Here is a 21,503-nt window from a genome sequence, read left to right as displayed (position 1 = left end):
CAGGTAAGCAGACGACATGGATGAGAACGACACGTTCCTGATCAGGAAGGTCCACAAGCGGAGTGCCGAAGTTCAGGCGGCCGAGGCGCTGCGCGACGGGATCAAGTCCGGGAGCATACCTCTGGGCGCCCGGCTGACCGAGATCAACGCCGCCGAACAAATGGGCGTATCACGCGCCACGATCCGGACGGCACTTCACCAGTTGGTTCAGGAGGGTCTTGTCGTTCAGGTTCCCTACACCGGCTGGACGGTCATGACGTTGAGCGCCCAGGACGCGTGGGAACTTTACACCTTGCGCGCGAGCCTCGAAGCCCTCGCGGCCCGTCTCGTGGCGGAACGTATCCGGGCGGGCGACACCACAACCGGAACGCTTGTGCTGTCCGCGTTCGAGTCGTTGAAGTCGGCCTGTCTGCGCCGTGTGAAACAAGAGATCGCGATGGCCGATCTCGAGTTGCACAAGGCGATCATCGATCTTGCAGGCCATCGGCGGCTGCAGGATCAGTACTCGAGAATCGAGCACCAGATCATGATCTACATCCGGTCCAGTGACGATCTCGTGGGTAAGCCCGAGGAGATTGTCGTCCAGCACGCCGCCCTTATCGACGCGATCCGGCGAGGCGATGCAGAGGGCGCCGAGAAGGCGGCCGCGACACATAACGAAAGCGAAGGGGCCGTCCTTGTTGAGGCCCTGAAGGCGAAGCAGTCAACTCACTGACCGCGCAGTGACCAGCCAAGGTTCAGGATGATCACGCTTCGGCGGGAGCGGGACGCTGCCCTGAAGGCGCAAAGCATGGCTGCCGTTCCGAGAGCTTTCCTCTCCTGAACTACGGCCGTCCAATACATCATGCCATAGATTGTCAGACAATCGATTGACATATGCATCAACTTTGTCCTAAGACGGTTCCAGCGCTCGACCGCGCCCGCCACTGCTCAGGAAGACAGCCGCACCGCATCTCCCTTTCCGCTCCGGAAAGGGCCGGAGGCGCTGACCCTTCCGGCCAGAATGAGGACTTGTGAGTGAAGAAGATCAGGAACGCCGACGAGATCCTCCAAAGCGGCGACCGCGAGGCGCGCCGCGTCGTGCTGGAGATCACGGACAGGACGCTGCAGCGCCTCGACAGCTATGAACGGATCCGGGGTCTGATGCGGCTGGAAGGCGACATCCTCCACATCGGCACCCGGTCGTGGGATCTGTCGACCAAGCGCAACATCTACCTTTTCGGCGCCGGCAAGGCCTGCAACCACATGGCGATGGCCGTGGATCACGTTCTGGGCGACCGGCTGACCCAGGGCATCGCCATCGTGAAGGTCCATGAGGACGGCGACCGCTTCGGCAGGTAAGCACTATTCGGCCGTGAAGGCGGTGGACGGCGTCAGCTTCCACATCGCCGAAGGGGAAACGCTGTGCCTTGTGGGCGAAAGCGGTTGCGGCAAGTCCACCGTCGGCCGGACCATCATGAAGCTGGTGGAACCCACCGCCGGCCGGATCGAGGCGATGGGCACGGATGTCACCGACCTGTCCCCCGCCCGGATGCGCCCCCACCGCCAGCGGATGCAGATGGTGTTCCAGGACCCGTATTCCTCGCTCAACCCGCGCATGACGGCGGCGCGCATCGTGGCCGAACCCTTGGAGATTCACGGCATGTCGGCCCCCGCGCGCGAGGCGCGGCTGGCGGAGCTGTTCGACATGGTCGGCCTGCCGCGATCGGCGACGGGGAAATATGCGCATGAATTTTCAGGCGGGCAGCGGCAGCATCTGGCCATCGCCCGTGCGCTGGCCCCCGACCCGCGCCTGCTGATCTGCGACGAGGCGGTGTCTGCGCTGGACGTCTCCATCCAGGCGCAGATCCTGAACCTGCTGATCGACCTGCAGCGCGATCTGGGGCTGGCCTACCTGTTCATCACGCACGACCTGTCGGTGGTAGACTACATGGCCGACCGCGTGGCCGTGATGTATCTGGGCCGCATCGTGGAGATCGGGCCGAGGGAGGCGATCTTTACCCGCCCTCAACATCCCTACACCCAAGCGCTCGTATCCGCCGCGCCCCTGCCAGACCCGGACGCCGACCGGTCCACCCGCATCATGCTGAAAGGAGAGGTGCCAAGCCCCATCAGCCCGCCCGCCGGCTGTCATTTCCGGACGCGATGCCCCAAGGCTATGGCCGTTTGCTCTGAGGTCTACCCGGTGTGGAAGGAGAGTGGGCAGAGTAGAGCGGCGTGTCATCTGGTCTGAATCGATCCTGCCCATGACAGAGCGGGTTCTGATGGTCAAAGCGCGCTGAGGCCGACCGGATGCGGGCGTAGATGATGCATCGGTAGGCCCCGCTCAACCGCAATCAACCTTGACCCTGTCCCTCAGGGGCAAAAACGCCCCTCGTCATCGGCAGGACCGGGCAGTGGCGGCTCGGCGCGAACGGCCCGGATGTTCTTTCACCTCCGCGGCTCGATGATGAGGCACGGGCTTCTTGAGGATCAGAACCTTGTCACCCGGCATGTCGAACTTGGGAGGAATGGAAACGGCCTGACCCTTGTTGTGCCGGACCAACGTGGGATCACAGGCTCGCGGTCGAGGAGGCGGGCAAGGGTCTGGCCCAAGAGGCGGGTGCGAGCACGCGCAAGCCTTTCGAAAGGCAGTTGGCCTCGGCCTGTGACGCAATGCCGTCATCCGTTCAACGCTTTCCTTGAAGCCTTCGGCGGCCGCGCTGCTCAAAGAAGAAGCAGGGGACCCGTTCGGCGCGGGTGCCGCCCTCAAAGCCATTGGCGGCGGACCCGTCGCACCCGACCCTGTTCCGAACATGAGGAGAAGATGAGGAGCGTGTGATGCCGAACCCACCCCCGCCCGAGGTCGTCCTGTCGATGAAGGGGCTGTCCATCGTCCTGCCCGGCCTGCGGGACCGGCCACATGCGGTGCGGGACGTGTCCCTTGACCTGCGCATGGGCGAAATCCTGTGCATCATCGGCGAGTCCGGATCGGGCAAATCGGTCACGGCCAGCGCCATCATGGGTCTGCTGCCCGACGCGATGCGGGTGGAAGGCGGGCAGGTCCTGTTCCGCGGCACCGATCTTCTGACCCTGCCCGAGGCGCGGATGCGCACGCTGCGCGGCAAGTCCGTGTCGATCATCTTTCAGGATCCGCTGTCCGCGCTGAACCCGCTGATGACCATCGGCGCCCAGATCCGCGAAGTGCTGGACGCCCACCACATCGGCACGATCGAAGGCCGCGCCGCGCGGGTGGTGGAGATGCTGACCGAGGTGGGCCTTCCCGATCCGCCCGCGATCCAGCACCAGTATCCCTTCCGCCTGTCGGGGGGGCAACGGCAGCGGGTGATGATCGCCATGGCGCTGGCGCTGGACCCCGACATCCTGATCGCGGACGAACCGACCACCGCGCTTGACGTCACCACGCAGGCGCAGATCCTGTCCCTGATCCGCGCCATCCAGCGTCGCAAGGGGATGAGCGTGCTGTTCATCACCCATGATTTCGGCGTCGTGGCCGACATCGCGGACCGGGTGGTGGTCATGGAAAAAGGGCTGGTGGTGGAGCAGGGGGACGCGGCGCAGGTTCTGCGTGCCCCCGCCCACGCCTATACGCGAAAGCTGATCGCCGCGGTTCCGGGATTGCGCGACGCGGACCGGCCGCGCGACACGGAAAAGCCGGTGGTGCTGGAGGTGCGCAACCTGTGCAAGACCTACCGCACCCGGTCGGGCTTCCTCAGCCGTGTGCGCGAGGTGCGGGCGGTGGATGACATCAGCTTCACCCTGCGCAAGGGGGAAACGCTGGGCATCGTGGGCGAAAGCGGGTCGGGCAAATCGTCGATGGGAAAGGTGCTGATGAAGCTGATCCCGGCCGATGGCGGGGAAATCCGGTTTCAGGGCGAGAACACCGTCGCGCTGACCGAGGATGCGTTCCGCCCGCTGCGGCCGCGCATCCAGATGATCTTTCAGGATCCCTACGCCTCGCTCAACCCCCGGTTCACGGTGGGGCAGGCGCTGACGGTGGGGCCAGTCGCGCATGCGCGGCTGACGCGGACCGCGGCGCGGCGCAAGGCGCAGGAGGTGCTGGGGATGGTCGGGCTCGACGCGTCGGCGTTCGATCGGTATCCGCACGAATTTTCCGGCGGACAGCGGCAGCGGGTCGGGATCGCCCGCGCGCTGATGTTCGACCCGGAGGTGATCGTCGCGGATGAGGCGGTGTCCGCCTTGGACGTGTCGATCCAAGCGCAGGTGCTGGACCTTCTGAACGACATCCAGCGCCGCACCCGGCTGGCGATGGTGTTCATCACCCATGACCTGCGTGTGGCCAGCCAGATCTGCGACGACGTGCTGGTGATGCATCGGGGCCGGATGGTGGAATACGGCCCGCCGTCGCAGATCTTCCGCGCGCCGCGCCACGCCTACACCCGCAGCCTGGTGGACGCGATCCCCGGCCGCGCCGCCTGAACGCGCATCGGGGGCGCGGGAGTGCAACTTTTGCGGGCATTGGTTGCAAAAGACAACCTTTTTGTCCTGTCACAGAAGTTTCACCTTCGCCCCCGACCCCATCCCCCGCATCCTTGGACGCAGGACGGCGGAGGGACGAATGACCCAGGAACGCGATCATCCGGACAATGTCGACGGGCTGCTGGAAGGCACGCTCAGCTGGTACATCCGCTCGCTCGACTCGCTCGTATCGCGCGATCTGGACCGGAGGATGGCGCGGCTTCCGGTGGCGCGCGGCAAGGGCAAGATCACCGCTTTGCTGCTGGTCGACGATCATCCGGGCATCCGCCCCTCGGCCATTGCCACCGTGCTGATGCGCGACCGGCCCACCACCGGCCGCATCGTGGAACGGCTGGTGGAGGCGGGGCTGATCCGGCGGCAGGTGGCGGGCGACGACCAGCGCGCCCAGTCCCTGACCGTGACGGAGCAGGGCCGCACCGTTGCCGCCCAGGTGCGCGCCATCATCCGCGAGCAGGAACGCGACTTCTTCGCCCATATCCCCGCCGATGAACGGCGGCAGTTTCACCGCATCCTCAAGCAATCCTACCACGTCCTGCGGGCGGGGCTGACCTGATGCCATCTTTCACGGAGTTCTTCTGACATGCCCGGCCCCTTCGTCACCCCCGTTCATGGCGATCACGATCTTCCGACCCACGTCGACGTCGTCGTCATCGGCGGCGGGATCATCGGCTGTTCGGCCGCGCTGGAACTGGCCGATCGCGGCCTGCGCGTGGCCTTGTGCGAAAAGGGCGGCATCGGGCATGAACAAAGCAGCCGCAACTGGGGCTGGGTGCGCCTGTCCCGCCGCGACCCGCGCGAAATCCCCCTGATGATCGAGGCGCTGCGCATCTGGCCGACGCTGGCCGAACGTACAGGCCGCGATCTTGGATACACCCGCGCCGGGATTGCCTTCGCCTGCGCCGACGGGGCGAGCTATGCCCAGCACGAACGCTGGCTGGAAAACCTGCGCGACCACCAGATCGACGCGCACATGATCTCGGCCCAGACGTTCGCCGACATGAACCCGGGCGGCCGGATGCAGGTGAAGGGCGCGCTGTTCAGCCGGATCGACGGGCGGGCAGAGCCCCAGAAGGCCGCCCCCGCCATCGCCGAGGGGGCGCGGGACCGCGGCGTCCACATCCTGACCGAATGCGCCGTGCGGGGGATCGAGACGGCGGCGGGCGCCGTCAGCGGCGTCGTGACGGAACGCGGCCCCATCGCCTGTTCGCAGGTGGTGCTGGCGGGCGGGGCTTGGGCGGGCCTGTTTGCGCGCAATACGGGGCTGACCCTGCCACAACTGAAGGTCGTGAACTCTGTCCTTCGCACGAAATCGCTGGAAGGCGGGCCCGAGCATGCGATCTGGTCCGAGGGCTTTTCCATCCGCAAGCGGCAGGACGGCGGCTACACCGTCGCCGACGGGTTCCGCAACGTGGTGGAGATCGTGCCCGACAGCTTCCGCTTCCTGCGTCCGTTTCTGCCCGCCCTGCGCACGCAGCGCAAATCGCTGAAGCTGCGCCTGTCGGGGCGCTTCTACGACGAAGCGCGGATTCCGAACCGCTGGAAGCTGGATGAGGCGAGCCCCTTCGAATACTGCCGCGTGCTGGACCCCAAGCCTTCCTTCGCCATGCAGGATGAAGCGCTGGCCAACCTGCGCCGCGCCTTCCCCGTGTTCGAGAAGGCTGAAATCGCCCAGCGTTGGGCCGGCGCCATCGACGTGACCCCCGACGCCGTACCCGTCATCTCCAAGGTGGAGCGCATTCCGGGCTTCCACATCGCGGCGGGCTTTTCCGGCCACGGTTTCGGCATCGGGCCGGGGGCGGGGCGGCTGGTGGCCGATCTTGTCACAAACGCCACGCCCGTCGTCGATCCGACTCCCTTCCGCCTGTCGCGCTTTTCCGACGGATCGCGCGTGGAGATCATGAGCGGCTACTGACACCAACCAAGAGGGAGACTGACCATGACCGAGCACCATGACCGCCCCCTGAACCCCGCCCGCCGGCGGACTCTGATGCTTCTGGGCGCTGCCGGCGGCGCCATGATGGCGCCGTCCGTCCTGGGTCGCAGCGCGGCGTTCGCCCAAGGCGCGCCTTCCGGGCAGATCATCCTCGGCTTTTCCCAGGAGCCGACGGTCTTCAACCCGCTGATGCCGCATATCGAGGTGGATGACGGCATCTACTACGCGATCTTCGATCCCCTGTTCGATTTCGATCCGGACGGTCAACTGTTCCCCATCCTCGTGACGGAGGTGCCGACGGTCGCGAATGGCGGCATCTCGGAGGATGGGCTGACCTGGCGCATCCGGCTGAAAGAAGGGGTGACCTGGCATGATGGCACGCCCTTCACCGCCGCCGACGTGAAGTTCACCTTCGAGCTGCCGGTGAATCCCGACTTCCGGTCGTTCCGCACCACCGGATACGCGCTGATGCGCGACATCACCGTTGTTTCCCCCACCGAACTGACCTGGACGATGACGAAGCCCTTCGCGCCGCTGGCCGGGGTGCTGGCCTCCACCTTCATCGTGCCGGCCCATCCCTTCGAGGGGCAGGATCCCAATGCGGCGCCCTTCAACAACGCGCCCATCGGCACCGGACCCTTCAAGTGGGGGGAGCGGATGGCCGGCGACCACATCCTGCTGACGGCCAATGCCAACTATCACGGCGAAGGACCGCATCTGGAGCGGCTGATCATCCGCTACATCCCCGACCTGAACGTGATGTACACCCAGTTCAAGGCCGGCGACATCGACGTGATCGGCCTGCAATACATCACCCCCGACCACCTGACCGAGGCCGAGGGCTTGCCCGGCGTCGCGACCGAGGTCGCGGGCACGGGATCGTTCGAATCCTTCGCGCTGAACATGCAGCGCCCCCAGTTCAAGGACCTTGCGGTGCGGCAGGCGCTTTACGCGGCGCTCGACAAGACGTCCATCATCGACGCGCTGTATTACGGGGTGCCCACACCGACGGAAACCTACATGCCGCAGCAATCGGCCTTCTTCAACCCGGACCTGCCCCCGCACGCGTTCAGCATCGAAAAGGCGAACCAGCTTCTGGACGACGCGGGCTGGGCGCGCGGGGCGGGCGGCATCCGGGAAAAGGACGGCGTGCGGCTGGCCTTCACCAACTCCACCACCGCCGGAAACCACCTGCGCGAACAGGCGCAGCAGTTCATCCAGCAGACCTTTGCCGAGATCGGGGTCGAGATGACGATCTCCAACCTGCCGCCGGCGGTGATGTGGGGCGATTACTGGATGAACAGCGAATTCGACACGGTCGTGGTGGGCATGAACCAGTTGTCGGGCGCCGATCCCGACACCACGAACTATCACCGCTCAAGCGCGTCGCCCGCGCTTGGCGGGGCGGGACAGAACACGCTGGCCTATCAGAACCCGCGCGTGGACGAATTGCTGGACGCAGGTGCCGCCAGCTTCGACCCCGACCAGCGGCGCGAAATCTATCGTGAGCTGCAGGCCGTGATCCGCGACGACCTGCCCTTCCTGCCCATGTTCCAATACGCCGTGGTGAAGGGCTGGAAAGAGGAGGTGACCGGCCCCGCACCCAATGTGAACAACCGCATCGACAGCTGGAACGTGCGCGACTGGCGCCGGGGCTAAGGCGCATCAAGGAAAGGCCGACACATGCTGCGCTATCTCCTTTCCCGACTGGGGCAGAGCGCGATCCTGCTGCTGATCGTGTCCTGCGTCGGGTTCTGTGTCCTCAGCCTTGCGCCCGGGGGGCCACTGTCGCAATTCGCCCTCAGCCCCGGCATGACGCAGGAACAGCTGACCCGCATCGCGGACCAGATGGGCCTGAACCGCCCGCTGCCCGTGCAATACATGGACTGGCTGTCGCATCTGCTGCGCGGCGACTGGGGCGTGTCCTATCGCGACGGCCAGCCGGTGCTGGCCATCATCCAGCGCCACCTGTTCGCCACGTTGCTGCTGATGGGAACGTCCACGGCCATCGCGATCGTGCTGGGATCGGCCATCGGCATCGCCAGCGCCGTGCGGCGTGGCGGGATCTTCGACCACACCATGACGGTGATGTCGATGGTGGCCCTGTCCATTCCGACCTTCTGGTTCGGGCTGGTCGCAATCTACGTCTTCTCGCTCAACCTCGGCTGGTTGCCGTCGGGGGGGATGTATGCGGTCGGCAACGGGTCGCTGGCCGATTATCTTCATCACCTGATCATGCCCGCGCTGGTGCTGGCCCTTGTCGATGTCGCGATCTGGAGCCGGTACATGCGCACATCGACCCTGAACGTCGTGCACCAGGATTTCGTGCGCACCGCCCGGGCCAAGGGGCTGACGCGCCGCCGGGTGCTGATGAAGCACATCCTCGGGAATTCTCTGGTTCCCATGATCACGCTGGCGGGGCTGCAACTGCCCGTCATCCTGGGCGGCGCGCTGGTCACGGAAACGGTGTTCACCTGGCCCGGCATGGGGCGGCTCTTCCTCGATAGCCTTGGCTATTCCGACTATCCGGTGGTGATGGGGCTTCTCATGGCCTCGGCGCTCCTGGTGGTGGTGGGCAGCCTTGCCGCCGACCTGATCGTGGCGCTGATCGACCCGCGCATCCGGCTGAACTGAAGGAGACCGGCAATGACCCTTTCGGCAACCGTTCCCGCCCGACGCCGCCGCACCGCCCCGCGCGCGTTGCGGCGGTTCTTCGGGCACAAGCTGGCGCTTCTGGGGCTGGGGATCGTCCTGTTCCTGACGATCGCCTGCGTCGTGGGCCCCTATCTTCTGCCTTACGACGAACTTTACATCGACCTGCGCGCGCGGTTCGCCCCGCCAGGCACGGGGGCGCACATCCTGGGCACGGATCCCCTGGGCCGGGATATCGCCGCCCGCCTGTTCCAGGCGGGGCAGGTGTCCATGGCCATCGGCTTTGCGGTCATGATCATCGCCACGGCTCTCGGCTCCGTCATCGGGGTGCTGTCGGGCTATTATGGCGGCTATGTGGCGGCCATCCTGATGCGGATCGTGGACGCCTTTCTGTCCTTCCCCTCGGTGTTCCTGCTTCTGGCGCTGGCGGCCTTCCTGAAGCCTGGCCCCGCGATGATCGCCCTGATCATCGCCGCCACCAGCTGGATGGAGGTCGCCCGCATCGTGGAGGCCGAGGTGAAGTCCCTCAAGAACCGCGATTTCGTGCAGGCGGCGCAGATGCTGGGCCTGTCCGGCCGCTGGATCATGTTCCGCGAATTGCTGCCCAACGCGATCGGGCCGATCATCGTGGCCGCCACCCTGATCGTGGCCCGCGCCATCCTGCTGGAGGCGTATATCAGCTTCCTTGGCTATGGCATCCAGCCGCCGGTGCCCAGCTGGGGCAACATGCTGAACGGGGCGCAGCAATATCTGGGGCAGGCGCCCTGGCTGGCCATCGTTCCGGGGATCGCGATCACCCTGGCCGTGACGGGCTTCAACTTCATCGGCGACGGGCTGCGCGACGCGTTCGACAGCCGCAGCGGCGGACGCTGAACCGCCCCTTATCCAAGGAGTTCCTCATGCCCGGACCCACACCCGACATCGTGCAAAGCGACCCTGTTCTTCCCGCCGCGGTGGATGTCGTTGTCATCGGCGCCGGAATCGCCGGCCTGTCCGCCGCGCTGGAGCTGGCCGAACGGGGACTGCGCGTGGCGGTCTGCGAAAAAGGCCTTGTCGGGGCCGAACAGTCCAGCCGCAACTGGGGCTGGGTGCGCACCACCCACCGCGACCCGCGCGAGATGCCGCTGATGGTGGAATCCGTGCGCCTGTGGAAGGATCTGGATTGCCGCACGGGCGGGCAGACCGGCTACCGGCAATGCGGCGTGACCTTCATGGCCGCCACCCCGGACCGGCTGGCGGCCGAGGAGGCGTGGCTCGACCTGCTGCACGACTACCAGATCCCGGCGCGGATCGTGGGGCCTGACGAGGTTGCACCGGGATATCGCGGCATGGCGCTGAACGTCGCGGGCGGGGTCTTCAACCCCGAGGATGGTCGGGCCGAGCCGCAGAAGGCCAATGCGGCCATCGCCCGTGCGATCCAGACGCTTGGCGGCACCGTGCACCAGAACTGCGCCATCCGCACGGTGGAACGGCAGGCGGGGCGCGTCGCCGCCGTGATCACGGAGCACGGGCGCATCGCCTGTTCGCAGGTGCTGGTGGCGGGAGGGATCTGGTCGCGACTGTTTCTGGGGAACCTCGGCATCCAGTTGCCGCAGCTGCGCACCCGCAACAGCGTGCTGCGCACCTCTCCGGTCGAAGGGGGGCCGGAGGGGTCGATCCGCACGCCGGACTTCACCCTGCGCCGCCGGGCGGACGGGGGCTACACCATCGCCTCCGGTCAGGTGGGGCGGTTCGTGTTTACGCCGGACAGCGTCCGCCTGCTGCGGGCCTTCCTGCCAGCAATCCGCAACGAATGGCGCGGCCTCAGCCCCGATCTGGGTGCGGGATTTCTGGACGGTCTGCGGACGCGCCGCCGCTGGACGGCGGACGAGGTGACGCCGTTCGAAAGGTGCCGCATCATGGACCCGGCCCCGGACCGAAAGGCGGTGGAGGCTACGTTCCGCAAGGTGCAAGACGCCTGGCCCGATCTGCGCGCCGCCCGGATCGAGCAGGCCTGGGCCGGCATCATCGACGTGACGCCGGACGTGATCCCCGTGATCTCTGACACGGAAAGCGTGAAGAATGGGATCCCGGGCCTCTTCGTCTCCACCGGTTTTTCGGGCCATGGTTTCGGTCTGGGTCCCGGGGCGGGGCGGCTGGCGGCGGACCTGATGACGGGACGTGCGCCTGTGGTGGATCCCACGCCGTTCAGGCTGGGGCGTTTCACCGACGGCACGCGGATCACCCCGATCCCCGGTCTGACGCGGCGGTGAAAAGAAATCCGTCCAGCAGAAGACAACGCGCGGAGGTGAGTTTTGATCCGATCAAGATCCCGCACCATCCGTTGCCATCAGCGCGGCACGGGTGGAGTTCGAGCAACGCGGCAGCCGTTTGATATTCTGTGGCCCGCTTTTGTCTGGAACGTTGGGGACGCGGTTTCAGCCTGTCAACGCAACTTGGGCCGCCTACGACCCTCGGGCGATCGTGTGCGAAGGCGACATTGGGCCACCTTCAACCAAGATACTGATCAAGAGGACATGGTTGTTCGGAAAGGCTTGCTGCAGTGTGTCGCGTCCTCATCCAGGACCGGTCACATCCAAACCTTGAGCGGCAGCTGCCGCCACCGGGGCAGCCCCGCGACTGTTGGCTTGGCTTGGCTTCTTCTGGCACGGTCGAAGTCTGAGCAAGGAGAGCCAGCTACCCGCATACTCCTGAAGGTGACGCAAAGCGGGCCCGGGGTTCTGCCGTGACAGCGACAGGGGCAGTCCCCTTCCGTGCCCCCCCTGCAGCCTGAGTGGATACCGCGTCCGCAGGGCGGCGGACATAGCCGAGAACCCAAAGCCCATCGTCGCTTCAGGTGGCTGCAGCACGAAAGCCGGCCCCTTTCCCCTAATCCGGCGCGTCGAGGTCGGGGGCTGCCGCGACGTTGAACGCCTCCAGCCGCGCGTGGCCTTGCGGATAGGCAAGGATCGTCACGCTGGCGGGCCCGACGGGGATGATCCGTGACGGCGACAGATCCAGCGCCGCGTCCAGCAACGCGCGGATCACGCCGCCATGGCAGACGAGGAGCGCGGTCTTGTCGGCCTGCTCCAGCACGATGTGCAGCGCGGTCTGGACGCGGGCGCGGAAGTCCGCCCAAAGATCCCCGCCCTCGGGTGCAAAGGATCCCGCGCGCCAGTCGATGTAATGCTGCGGTGTTTCCTGCTGCACCGAGGCGATCGTCCGCCCCTCCCAGACCCCGAGCCTTTGCTCGCGCAAAAGCGGTTCGCACCGTGCATCCGGGAAACCCAGAAGCGCCGCCGTTTCCCGCGCCCGCATCAGGTCGGAGGTCGCGACGACATCCGGTTTCATGCCGCGGATCATCCCCGCTAAGGCCCGGGCCTGATCGCGCCCGCGGTCGTTCAGGGGGATATCGGTCTGCCCTTGCAGGCGGCGGTCGGCGTTCCATTCGGTCTGGCCGTGGCGGACAAGGAGTATGCGTTTCAACGGATCGGGTTTCCTTCAATGTCGAAGATCGCGCCGGGCGCGTCCGGCAGGGCGAAGTGCAGGTCGCGGGTCAGCGGGGTTCCTGCGGGGGCGACGCAGGTGATGCGGTGACCGCCGACGGCGCCCGTCACCAGAAGCTGGCCGGCCATGGGGATCGCCTCCATCAGTTCGGCAGAGAGGCTTCGGGGGCCGGTGGCAAGGGTCAGATCCTCGGCGCGCACCATGGCGTGACCCGTCGCGCCGCGCAGCGCGGCGTCGGGCAGACGGGCAAGCCAAGCGCCATCGCGGATCGGGATCAGGTTCGCGGGCGGCGTGCCCACAAAGCGCGCGACGAAGGCTGTCGCGGGTTTCGCCAGCAGGTCCAGCGGCGACGCGAACTGCTCCACCCGGCCGCGGTTCATCACGGCGACATGGGTGGCAAGGGTCATCGCCTCTATCTGGTCGTGGGTGACATAAACCGCCGTGGCCCCCGTCGTCTTGTGCAGACGAGACAGTTCGTGCCGCATCTCCACCCGCAGGGTCGCGTCGAGGTTCGAGAGCGGCTCGTCGAACAGCAGGAACTTCGGGCGCGGGGCGATCATCCGCGCCAGGGCCACGCGTTGCTGCTGGCCACCCGAGATCTCTCCGGGATAGCGGTGGGCAAGGTCGGCGATGCCCATCATCTTCAGCGCCTCGGCCACGCGGCCCGCGCGGTTCGGGGTTCCGGCGACCTTCAGCGGCCAGTCCACGTTTCCCGCCACCGTCATGTGCGGCCACAGGGCATAGGACTGGAACACCAGCCCCGCATCGCGTTTGTCGGGTGGCGTGATGCGCGCCCCGTCCGCCACCACGGTGTCGCCGAAGCGGATGGTGCCGGAGGTCGGCGTCTCCAGCCCCGCCAGCATCCGCAGCATCGTGCTCTTGCCGCAGCCGGAGGGGCCGAGCAGCACCAGAAACCCGCCTTCCGGCACCGACAGCGTCACGTCGTCGACGGCGGGCGGGCCGTTGAAGGTCTTGGTCAGCTTGGTCAGAGAGATCATCGGGTCCTCCGGGCGATCAGCGTGGCCGCGACGGACAGCACGAGGATCAGGATCGTGACGGCGTTGGCGAACTGGTGGAACCCATCCGAGGCGTAGCGATAGGACAGCACCGACAGCACGGGCGTCGAGGGAGTGTAGAGCAGAACGACGATGGCAAGATCGCCGATGACGCTGACAAAGGTTAGAAGGCCGCCCGCGATCATGCCGCGCCGCGCCAGCGGCAGGGTGATCGCGCCAAGGCGGCGGAAGAACCCCGCGCCGGTCATCCGCGCCGCCTCCTCCACATCGCCGGAGATCTGCGCGACGGTGGCCCGCCCCGTCTGCACCGCAAAGGGCAGGGTGGCCGCCGTCAGGGCAAGGCCCAGCAGCAGGGGCGTTCCGTAAAGCGCCGGGAACGGCCCTATGGGCGCGCCGTAAAGTGCGATATAGGCCGCCCCGAAGGCGATCCCCGGCAGCAGCATCGGCAGGAAGCCGAGCTGCGCTGTGAGTTCCGTCAGCACCGGGATCCGCCGGCCGTTCAGCGCGACGGCGGCCAGCAGGCCGATCACGGTGGCCGTCAGCGCCACGCAGGCGCCAAGGCCAAGGGTCATCCACAGCGCGGTCATCAGCTGCGGGTTGCGGAACACGCCCGCCTGGCCACGCGCAAAAGCCGGGTCCGCCGCGCCCACCCAGAAATGCAGCGTCCAGTCCGAAAACAGGGCCGAGGACATCGGCGCGAAGCTGGCGGAAACCAGCAGCACGATCGGCAGCACCGTCGTCACGAAGCAGATCGCCAGCGCCAGCGCACACAGCGGGATGCGCGCGGCCCCCAAGGCCTGCGGCTTGTTGCGCGTGCCTTTGCCGGTGATCGTGGCGAAACTGCGCCGCCCCGACAGGATGCGGTTGCCCGCGCCCAGAAACAGGGCCGAGACGAGGATCAGCAGAAAGGCGAGGATGTAGCCCCGCTCGGTCTGGCCGATCTCGATCATGCCGAAGAGGCGGGTCGACAGGGTCTGCATCCGCACCGGCAGGCCCAGCAGCGCGGGGGCGGCGAAGTTCGATACCGCGCCCGCAAAGGCCAGCGAGCCGCCCGCCAGCATCGCGGGCATCACCACGGGCAGGATGATCCCGAACAGGATACGGCGGCGCGAGGCTCCGCTCATCTGCGCGGCTTCCACCAGATCGCCGTTCACCGAGGACAGGGAGGCCGAGATCACCGTGAAGGCCAAGGCATAATAATGCGCGATCAGCACGAGGGTCGTCGGGACCAGCCCCCAGGCCAGCCAGTCCGGCACGCCCAGCCCCAGCCCCTCCAGCAGCCCCGTGCTGCCCCCGGCGCGGGAGTTGCGGAAGAGCGTCCCCCAAGCCAGCGCGGTGGCAAAGCTGGGGATCATGAAGGGCAGGGTGGCCATGAACCCGATGGAGCGGCGGAACGGCACGTCCGTCATCGTGACCAGCCAGGCAAGGAACCCACCGATCAGCACGCAGCCGAAGGCGACGCCCGTTCCCAGCAGCAGCGTCGTGCCGAGCGGTTTCCAGAACAGGTTGCGCGACAGGCGGCTGTTCAGAACCTCGGCCCAGGCGGGGCTGCCGAAGGTGTCGATGGCGATGGTCGCCAAGGGCGCGGCCACCAGCACGATGAGGATCGAAAGAACGGCGCAGGTCAGCCCCGCGCCGGGAATGGATCTCATCATTGCAGGGTCAGGATCAGATCGGCGACCTCGGCCCGGATTTCGGCCGTCTTGGCCGCGTCGATGGTCCAGCCGTTGAACTCCGCCAGCGGAATCGCGTCGGGATGCGGTGCGATGTCGGTGCGTGTCGCCCAATCCCCGGCGACATAGAAGGGCGCGAAGGCCGGACCACCGGTGTCGCTGTCGTCACCCATCATGAAATCCATGGCCAGACGTGCGGCGGCCGGATGGGCGGAGTTCGGGTTCACGGCCAGCAGCGCGGGGAAGACGATGCCGTTGGCGGGGGCGACCTCGTTGGCGACCTGCAGCGCCCAGCCCTCATCCTCGTTGTCGCGGCGGTCGGAATAACTGGTGAAGCCGATGGGCGCCGCCTCCTGCCCCTTGGCGCCGATGGCCGCGTTCACGTCGTCGGTCGAGCCGACAAGGACCAGATCGTTGGCGAACAGATCCTCGATGAAGCGTTGGCCCGCTTGCGTGCTCTCGGGCAGCGGCTCGCCGAACTCGGTGGCATAGGCGGCGGCCATCTCATCGTCGCGCAGCATGATCTCCGTCATCAGGTCCAGATAGTCGCCGCGCTGCAGGGGATCCACCATGATGACCTTGCCCGCCCATTCGGGGCGCGTCAGGTCCCACAGGCTGTCGACAGGCGCGCCCTCGGGATAGGACTCCTCGTTGTACATCAGGACCTTGGTGGACAGGCGCTGCGCCAGAAGCGGCTGTTTCAGCGCCTCCGGCACAAGCTCCGCCACGCGCGGCGGGACGTAGGGCGCGATATGGCCCGCGGCCAGCAGATCGCCCAGCACCACCGGCGCGTCCGAGATGTAGACGACGTCGGCGCCGGCGATGCCGGCCTCCGCCTCGGACCGGATCCGCGCGATCTGCTCGGTCGAGGACATGTCGAAGGTCACCATGTCGATGTCGGGATAGGCCGCTTCAAACGCGGCCTCCACCCGGGCGATGCGGCTGGTGAAGGCGTAGACGGTGACGCTTCCCTCCGCCTCGGCCAAGGGGCGCAGGCTGGAAGCGTCCAGTGTGTCCAGGTCCTGCGCAAAGGCCGGTGTGGCAAGCAGGGCGATAAGGGGCAGGGCGGCGCGCATGGGGAATCCCTCTGGATGACGATCTTGCGGTCCTTGTAAGTCCATCATGCAAAGATATTGTGACATGCAAGCTAGCTTGCAGAACTGAAGTCGTCGATCAGCCGTCCCAACCTGTCCAGCGGATCAAGCGCCGCGTCACCCCGGCGTGCGCCGATCGCAAGGATCAGTGCGTTGCACAGCACCATCGGCACGGTCAGGGTCTGGAAGCCGTCTGCGGCGCCCGTGCGTGGTGCGGCCAGCAGCATCTGAGGCGCCGGTTGCAGGGCGGGGCCGATGGTGTCGGACACTGCCAGCGTCACGGCGCCCACCTCCTGCGCCAAGCGCATCAGGGGGGCGTAGCCGCGCGGGCGGCGGCGGAAGGCGAACAGGATCAGCGCATCGCCCTGCCCGATCGTCAGCGCCTGCTCGGCCAGATCGCGGGGGCTTCCGGACAGCAGATGCGTTTCCACCCCCATTCGGCGCAGGCGGCGGTCCATCATCGCCGCAAGAACCGAGGCGTTGCCTTCGGCGAACATAAAGATGCGGCGGGCGTCCAGATGTGCGGCGGCGCTCTCGATCGCGTTGTCGTCGATATGATCGGCGATCTGCGACAGGGCCAGCGTCTCGTCCGCGATCAGGCGCGAAAGGAAACTGCCTGCACTGTCCTCGATGGTCACCGAAAGCCGGCCCGCAGGTTCCGAGCGATGAAGGTAATCGCGCCGCAGCGCATCGCGGAACAGGGCATAGCTGTCAAAGCCCAGCTTGCGCGCAAGGCGCGAGGTCGTCGCCTCATGCGCGCCAACGCGGGCGGCGAATTCGGCCGCCGTTTCCAGTGCCACATCGCGCGGCTGGCGCAGCAGTTCCGACACCAGCCGCTGCTCGGTCTGGGTGAGCGCGGCCGAACTGGCCTGGATCCGTGCAATGATGCCCTGCATCTCCTTCATCCCACGCTCCTTCTGCTGTGTCCTCGCTATATCTTCGCCACGTCACAGCTTGCAATGCGATCATGCTGGTTGTCTGCGATGTCGCACGCCCTCGTTCAGGAGTTCCAAGTTGCCGTTCGGCAAGAGGCGTGGACGCATTATGAGAACAAGGATGATCCGATCCCGACCGGTGGGGACAGAGCCGCCACGCCTCCGGCTTGCAAGGTGGCCGGACAATTCGTTGCCTTGGCCGGAGGCGATCAGTTCCTGTTTGCGCCGGTGAGGTGATAGATCATAGACTTGGTGAAAACCCGGAGCCAAAGACGGCGATTTCCCGTCATTTGGACATTTGCAAGTCTTGGCGTGTCGCTCAGGGTTCTGTGACTACGACGTCGGACTGTTTCGCTTCTTCGGTGATCAGCATCGTAGCGCTGCAGTCGCGGCAAAGCCCAAGGAGCATCGAGTCCCCGGATCCGCCTGCGGCCGGGTGATCGACCACGACGAAGTCGGATTTGGACAGCGCTGCGCGGGCGGGGCCGAGCGCCGGTTGCTCCTGAAGGGATGGGGCGCATCCGCCGTCGAGGATCCCCGTCTTTGCGCTGCTATGTTGCTCCAGCAAGGACTCAAGCCGCAGCTTCGGGCTACCGGCGCATGTACTTCGGGTCCGGCGGGGGGATTCGATGGGCCGCGCGCGCCGCAGGCTGCCGGTCAGGACCAGAGGGTTCGGGGAGATGTGGGCAGTGCGCGGCAGGCTGTAGGCTGAATCCCCGTAAAGGACGTTCCCTTCCAACTGGCGATACTGTCCGGCCAGCACACGTGCCGAGGCGCTTTTCCTCGATCCCGGCGGGCCGGAGATGATCGCGAACGCCCCTGCCGGTATGTCAACGGTGATGGCGTTGCCCCGCCACCCGACTTTGGACTTGCACCGGCACGGCCCGGCTGCGCGGCTGGATGGACCGCAGGGCGCTTTGGCTGGAGAAGAGACGGACAGGCCGTACGGGTTATGGACCACGCGCACCACCGGCCCCAGATGCCGATCAACTCGCGCAGGGGCAGCGCTATGATCGAAAGGATCACACGTGCCGCCGCCTAGGCCGCGCCCCCCAAGGTCGCGATTCCGGGCGTGACTGTCCTAGTCACCCGATCCAGGCCAGCGCTTCGGACGCGAAACTTCTCGGCAACGCGATTGCGCACGACAGACGAGGTGTGGGTGGCGGAAGCCGAGGCATGCGGCACAACATCGGACCTCCGCCAAGCCCTCCGCACTGACAACACGACCACTCGTTAACAGCGGCAACATACCCTTTTTGCGGAAAACGTAAAGTAGCTTTACAATCTTTAGGCGATGTCCCGGTCACCTGAATGCTGTGGCAAGACATGCGGATCACCGTCCGCCGGCCCCGGCGGGACAGGTGACGGGGATGTCATCAATCCAGATCGACGCGTCTTCGGCCTCAGGGCGAAAGATGATCGGATGCCATCTCCCGGAGGACGTCCACGAAGACAGCGAACCGTTCTTCGCCAACCCGATGCGACCATTCCCGTTCCAGCCCTTTCAGGCATGCAAACATCGTCTCCGCGATCTGGTGGCCTTTCGGGGTAAGGTAGATCAGGCGACGGGTTTCCCCCTCCGGCGCCCACCGGATGAGGTAATCCGCCTCCTCCAGCTGCGCGAGGAGGTAGTTGAGCGCTTGGCGCGTGATGCGCTTCTCCCGCGCCAGATCCGAAGGCCGGATGCCGTTTGGCAGCGGATAGGCGAAGATCGCGAAATGCTGTTCCTGAAAGGCGGCAAAGCCCGCCTCGTGGATCGACCGCAGCATCCGCGCCCGCACATCCTGCGAAGCCATGCGCATGAGGGCGGCAAAGGACGGGGGAATGAAGGGCGCATCCTCCGCCGGGAGTGCAATCGTTGACATGGCCGTGCAAGCCCCCTTACCTGTGTGCGACCAGGTTCACACAAGAGGGCGAGGCATGGAAGCGATCGCGGACGACATCGTGAAGATCGGCGATCTGGAGCTTCACTTCCGGCTGGAGGAACCGGGCGCCACCGTATTCGAGTTCGTGGTGCCCGCCCAAGCCCGCGTGCCCGCCCCCCATTATCATGCGGAGGCGGACGAGCTGATCTATGGGCTGTCGGGCCGCCTGACCGTCACGATGGCCGGACAAAAGACGGAAATCGGCCCGGGCGAGGCCATCTTCATCCCGCGCGGCACCGTGCATCACCACGAAAACCATCACGCGGAAACTGCGCGGGTTCTCACCTCGATCACGCCGGGCACGATCAGGCGCGCGTATTTCGAGGAACTTGCAGAGGTGGTTAACGCGCACGGCCGGCCCGACGCCGAGAAGGTGAAAGCCATCATGGCCCGCCATGGCCTGATCGGCGCCTGACGGCGCGGAGGCTGGGCGTTGGTTCAAGCACGTCTTGAAGGCCTGCTTCGCCTCGCTTGCGCGAAATCCTGACCGGCCGCCACAGGACAGTCCGCCGAGCAAGAGGGGGCGGTTCGGCGGACTGGATGCCGCCGCGCTTCTGAAGGCTCAGGTGGAAGCGGGACAAGCCCCTTCAGGCACGGTTGCGAGGTGCCCGACAGCAGATTTATCGTCCCCGATGAAGAAGCCAAACGACCGGCGCAAGCGAAGGGCGGCCCTGCAAGCCTCGTCGGCGCGGATCAACGTCATTCCGCCCCCTTCGATCGGACTGCCGCGTCGGAACATAAGGCGTGTGCCTGTGTCTGAAAGCGCCGCTGCTCAGAGGACCGGGGTTGCTTCCGCATGGCCTCCAAGGTCTTGGCAGCCTTCCCGCCATGATGCGACGCTGCATCTTCCGCAGATAATGGATGACCTCTGGTCACCATGGATCGCCAGCCCTCTCCGGGAAGCTGTCCAACGACATGTTCGTCCTCTAAGGAGGGGGTGCAGACATATTTCGACCGCACCTCTGCTTCGTCACTTTCCGCCGGTCGGCAGCGTGGGAACGCTGAGGGGGCGAATGCTCCCGCCTATCCCCGGTGGGGTTCGGTGGTGATGGAAGGTCCGTCGCAAAGGAAGGTTTGCGGCGGCATATGAATGAACGCAGTCTCGCACCGATACGGGACATTGATCCTCGTAAGGCGGGAGGCATGGATCAGGACAGGCGCGCCGGCCGTCCGCGCGACGAAGCGGCTGGCCCTACGATCCCCTTGATCCGGCCTTCGCAGTCACCCTGACGGATCAGATCTTCGCTGAACGCGCGTGAGTAGCCTCAGGATGCGGCAAGCCTGCGGTTCACCAAAATTCGGCCCGGTGCGGATCGCTTTGTTCTCCCGCGCCGGCCCGGCAGATCTGGCAAAGCGGTCCGGCGGTGGCGGCGGAACGGCGGACATCGGCAAGGTCGACCCCGCTTGGGCCCCCGGCCCTGTCCAGCCCATCCCCAGCCTCTTGCGGCTGCCCTTGGTCCCGTTGTCGCCATTCACGGCACCGCCACATGCACTGAGACGTTCGCCTTCTCCAGAAGCTCTTCGTAAGGCTTGGGCGGCACCTTGTCGATGAAAAGCCCGTCGATGTCGTCGAGGTGTCCGAGTTTCACCATCGCGCGGCGGCCGAACTTCGTGTGGTCGGTCGCAAGGAAGGTGGTGCGGGAATTGGCGATGATGGCCTGCGCCACCTGCACCTCGCGATAGTCGAAATCCAGAAGCGTGCCATCCTCGTCGATGCCGGAGATTCCGATGATCCCGAAATCCACCTTAAACTGGTTGATGAAGCCCAACGTCGCCTCGCCCACCACGGCCAGATCGCGCACGCGCACCTGACCGCCCGCGATGGTGATCTCGAAATCCTCACGCTCGGCCAGAAGAGTCACGACGTTGATGTTGTTGGTCACCACCCGCAGGTCCTTTCGGGACAGAAGCGCGCGCGCGATGGCCTCGGCAGTGGTGCCGATGTTCAGGAACAACGAGGCGCCGTCCGGGATGTGGGCCGCCACCAGCTCACCGATCCGCGCCTTTTCGGCGGCCATTTCCCCTTGCCGCAGCGCGTGGTCGCGGTTGCGGGTGTTGGTCATCAGGCTTGCCCCGCCATGATAGCGGTGCAGAATCCCCATGTCGCACAACAGCTTGATATCGCGGCGAATGGTCTGCGGTGTCACGTCCAGCCGCAGGGCCATGTCCTCGATCCCGATGAAGCCTTCGAAGCGGGCGATCTCGGTGATCTGGTTCTGGCGTTGGGAAAGCGTTGGCATGGCGACCTTCGGCTGAAACGTGGCTTTGTCGATTGGAAGCCAGAGCACC

18 protein-coding genes are annotated in these 21,503 nt (G+C 66.1%); 11 read left to right on the top strand and 7 right to left on the bottom strand.

Annotation, left to right across the window (positions count from 1 at the left end; genetic code table 11):
- Positions 1–16 precede the first annotated feature (16 nt).
- From PIJ50_RS10760 to PIJ50_RS10715, 10 genes are all read left to right on the top strand, one after another.
- Positions 17–715: a GntR family transcriptional regulator gene (locus PIJ50_RS10760; protein ID WP_271975161.1), complete on the top strand. Its 699-nt coding sequence runs from the start codon at positions 17–19 to the stop codon at positions 713–715.
- A gap of 302 nt (positions 716–1,017) precedes the next feature.
- Entirely contained in the window at positions 1,018–1,341 is a 324-nt protein-coding gene (locus PIJ50_RS10755) for a DUF4147 domain-containing protein (RefSeq protein ID WP_271975159.1), read from the top strand.
- Positions 1,313–2,233 carry an ABC transporter ATP-binding protein gene (locus PIJ50_RS10750; RefSeq protein ID WP_271975157.1) on the top strand — a complete coding sequence of 307 codons (921 nt, stop codon included), beginning with the start codon at positions 1,313–1,315 and terminating at the stop codon, positions 2,231–2,233. The genes PIJ50_RS10755 and PIJ50_RS10750 overlap by 29 nt, the downstream gene beginning before the upstream one ends.
- A 587-nt stretch (positions 2,234–2,820) precedes the next feature.
- Positions 2,821–4,440, top strand: coding sequence for an ABC transporter ATP-binding protein (locus PIJ50_RS10745; RefSeq protein WP_271975155.1), 1,620 nt, complete (start codon positions 2,821–2,823; stop codon positions 4,438–4,440).
- 139 nt (positions 4,441–4,579) lie between these two features.
- Positions 4,580–5,053 (top strand): MarR family winged helix-turn-helix transcriptional regulator, encoded by a 474-nt coding sequence (locus PIJ50_RS10740; protein ID WP_271975154.1) that lies wholly within the window; start codon positions 4,580–4,582, stop codon positions 5,051–5,053.
- 27 nt (positions 5,054–5,080) lie between these two features.
- Positions 5,081–6,412: an NAD(P)/FAD-dependent oxidoreductase gene (locus PIJ50_RS10735; RefSeq protein ID WP_271975152.1), complete on the top strand. Its 1,332-nt coding sequence runs from the start codon at positions 5,081–5,083 to the stop codon at positions 6,410–6,412.
- 24 nt (positions 6,413–6,436) lie between these two features.
- Positions 6,437–8,092 (top strand): peptide ABC transporter substrate-binding protein, encoded by a 1,656-nt coding sequence (locus PIJ50_RS10730; RefSeq protein ID WP_271975151.1) that lies wholly within the window; start codon positions 6,437–6,439, stop codon positions 8,090–8,092.
- A gap of 24 nt (positions 8,093–8,116) precedes the next feature.
- Entirely contained in the window at positions 8,117–9,067 is a 951-nt protein-coding gene (locus PIJ50_RS10725) for an ABC transporter permease (RefSeq protein WP_271975149.1), read from the top strand.
- A gap of 12 nt (positions 9,068–9,079) precedes the next feature.
- Positions 9,080–9,958 (top strand): ABC transporter permease, encoded by an 879-nt coding sequence (locus PIJ50_RS10720; protein ID WP_271975148.1) that lies wholly within the window; start codon positions 9,080–9,082, stop codon positions 9,956–9,958.
- A 26-nt stretch (positions 9,959–9,984) separates the two neighbouring features.
- Positions 9,985–11,337: an NAD(P)/FAD-dependent oxidoreductase gene (locus PIJ50_RS10715; RefSeq protein WP_271975147.1), complete on the top strand. Its 1,353-nt coding sequence runs from the start codon at positions 9,985–9,987 to the stop codon at positions 11,335–11,337.
- Positions 11,338–11,953: 616 nt separating this feature from the next.
- Here the strand turns inward: PIJ50_RS10715 and PIJ50_RS10710 are convergent.
- The 6 genes from PIJ50_RS10710 to PIJ50_RS10685 all read right to left on the bottom strand — a co-directional run bounded on the left by PIJ50_RS10710 (position 11,954) and on the right by PIJ50_RS10685 (position 19,154).
- On the bottom strand, positions 11,954–12,550 hold the full coding sequence (locus PIJ50_RS10710) for a histidine phosphatase family protein (RefSeq protein ID WP_271975146.1): 597 nt from the start codon (positions 12,548–12,550) through the stop codon (positions 11,954–11,956).
- A complete protein-coding gene (locus PIJ50_RS10705) occupies positions 12,547–13,569 on the bottom strand; it encodes an ABC transporter ATP-binding protein (protein WP_271975145.1) in 1,023 nt (340 codons plus the stop codon). Before PIJ50_RS10705 ends, PIJ50_RS10710 begins: the two co-directional genes overlap by 4 nt.
- Positions 13,566–15,242: an ABC transporter permease gene (locus tag PIJ50_RS10700; RefSeq protein ID WP_271975143.1), complete on the bottom strand. Its 1,677-nt coding sequence runs from the start codon at positions 15,240–15,242 to the stop codon at positions 13,566–13,568. Before PIJ50_RS10700 ends, PIJ50_RS10705 begins: the two co-directional genes overlap by 4 nt.
- Positions 15,239–16,336 carry an ABC transporter substrate-binding protein gene (locus tag PIJ50_RS10695; RefSeq protein ID WP_271975141.1) on the bottom strand — a complete coding sequence of 366 codons (1,098 nt, stop codon included), beginning with the start codon at positions 16,334–16,336 and terminating at the stop codon, positions 15,239–15,241. Before PIJ50_RS10695 ends, PIJ50_RS10700 begins: the two co-directional genes overlap by 4 nt.
- 71 nt (positions 16,337–16,407) lie before the next feature.
- Positions 16,408–17,259 (bottom strand): MurR/RpiR family transcriptional regulator, encoded by an 852-nt coding sequence (locus PIJ50_RS10690; protein WP_271975140.1) that lies wholly within the window; start codon positions 17,257–17,259, stop codon positions 16,408–16,410.
- A 1,433-nt stretch (positions 17,260–18,692) separates the two neighbouring features.
- The gene (locus PIJ50_RS10685) at positions 18,693–19,154 is read right to left on the bottom strand and encodes a MarR family winged helix-turn-helix transcriptional regulator (protein ID WP_271975139.1); all 462 of its coding nucleotides are present in this window, start codon (positions 19,152–19,154) and stop codon (positions 18,693–18,695) included.
- Between the two features lie 55 nt (positions 19,155–19,209).
- On the opposite strand from PIJ50_RS10685, the gene PIJ50_RS10680 reads away from it, so the two are divergent.
- Positions 19,210–19,629 carry a cupin domain-containing protein gene (locus PIJ50_RS10680; protein ID WP_271975138.1) on the top strand — a complete coding sequence of 140 codons (420 nt, stop codon included), beginning with the start codon at positions 19,210–19,212 and terminating at the stop codon, positions 19,627–19,629.
- 1,057 nt (positions 19,630–20,686) lie between these two features.
- On the opposite strand, the gene PIJ50_RS10675 is transcribed toward PIJ50_RS10680, so the two are convergent.
- The gene (locus PIJ50_RS10675) at positions 20,687–21,454 is read right to left on the bottom strand and encodes a DeoR/GlpR family DNA-binding transcription regulator (protein WP_271975137.1); all 768 of its coding nucleotides are present in this window, start codon (positions 21,452–21,454) and stop codon (positions 20,687–20,689) included.
- Between the last annotated feature and the right edge of the window lie 49 nt (positions 21,455–21,503).

The sequence above is a fragment of the Falsirhodobacter sp. 20TX0035 genome, from assembly GCF_028307215.1.
Classification (GTDB): domain Bacteria; phylum Pseudomonadota; class Alphaproteobacteria; order Rhodobacterales; family Rhodobacteraceae; genus Falsirhodobacter.
This window is presented reverse-complemented; position numbering and strand designations above follow the sequence as displayed.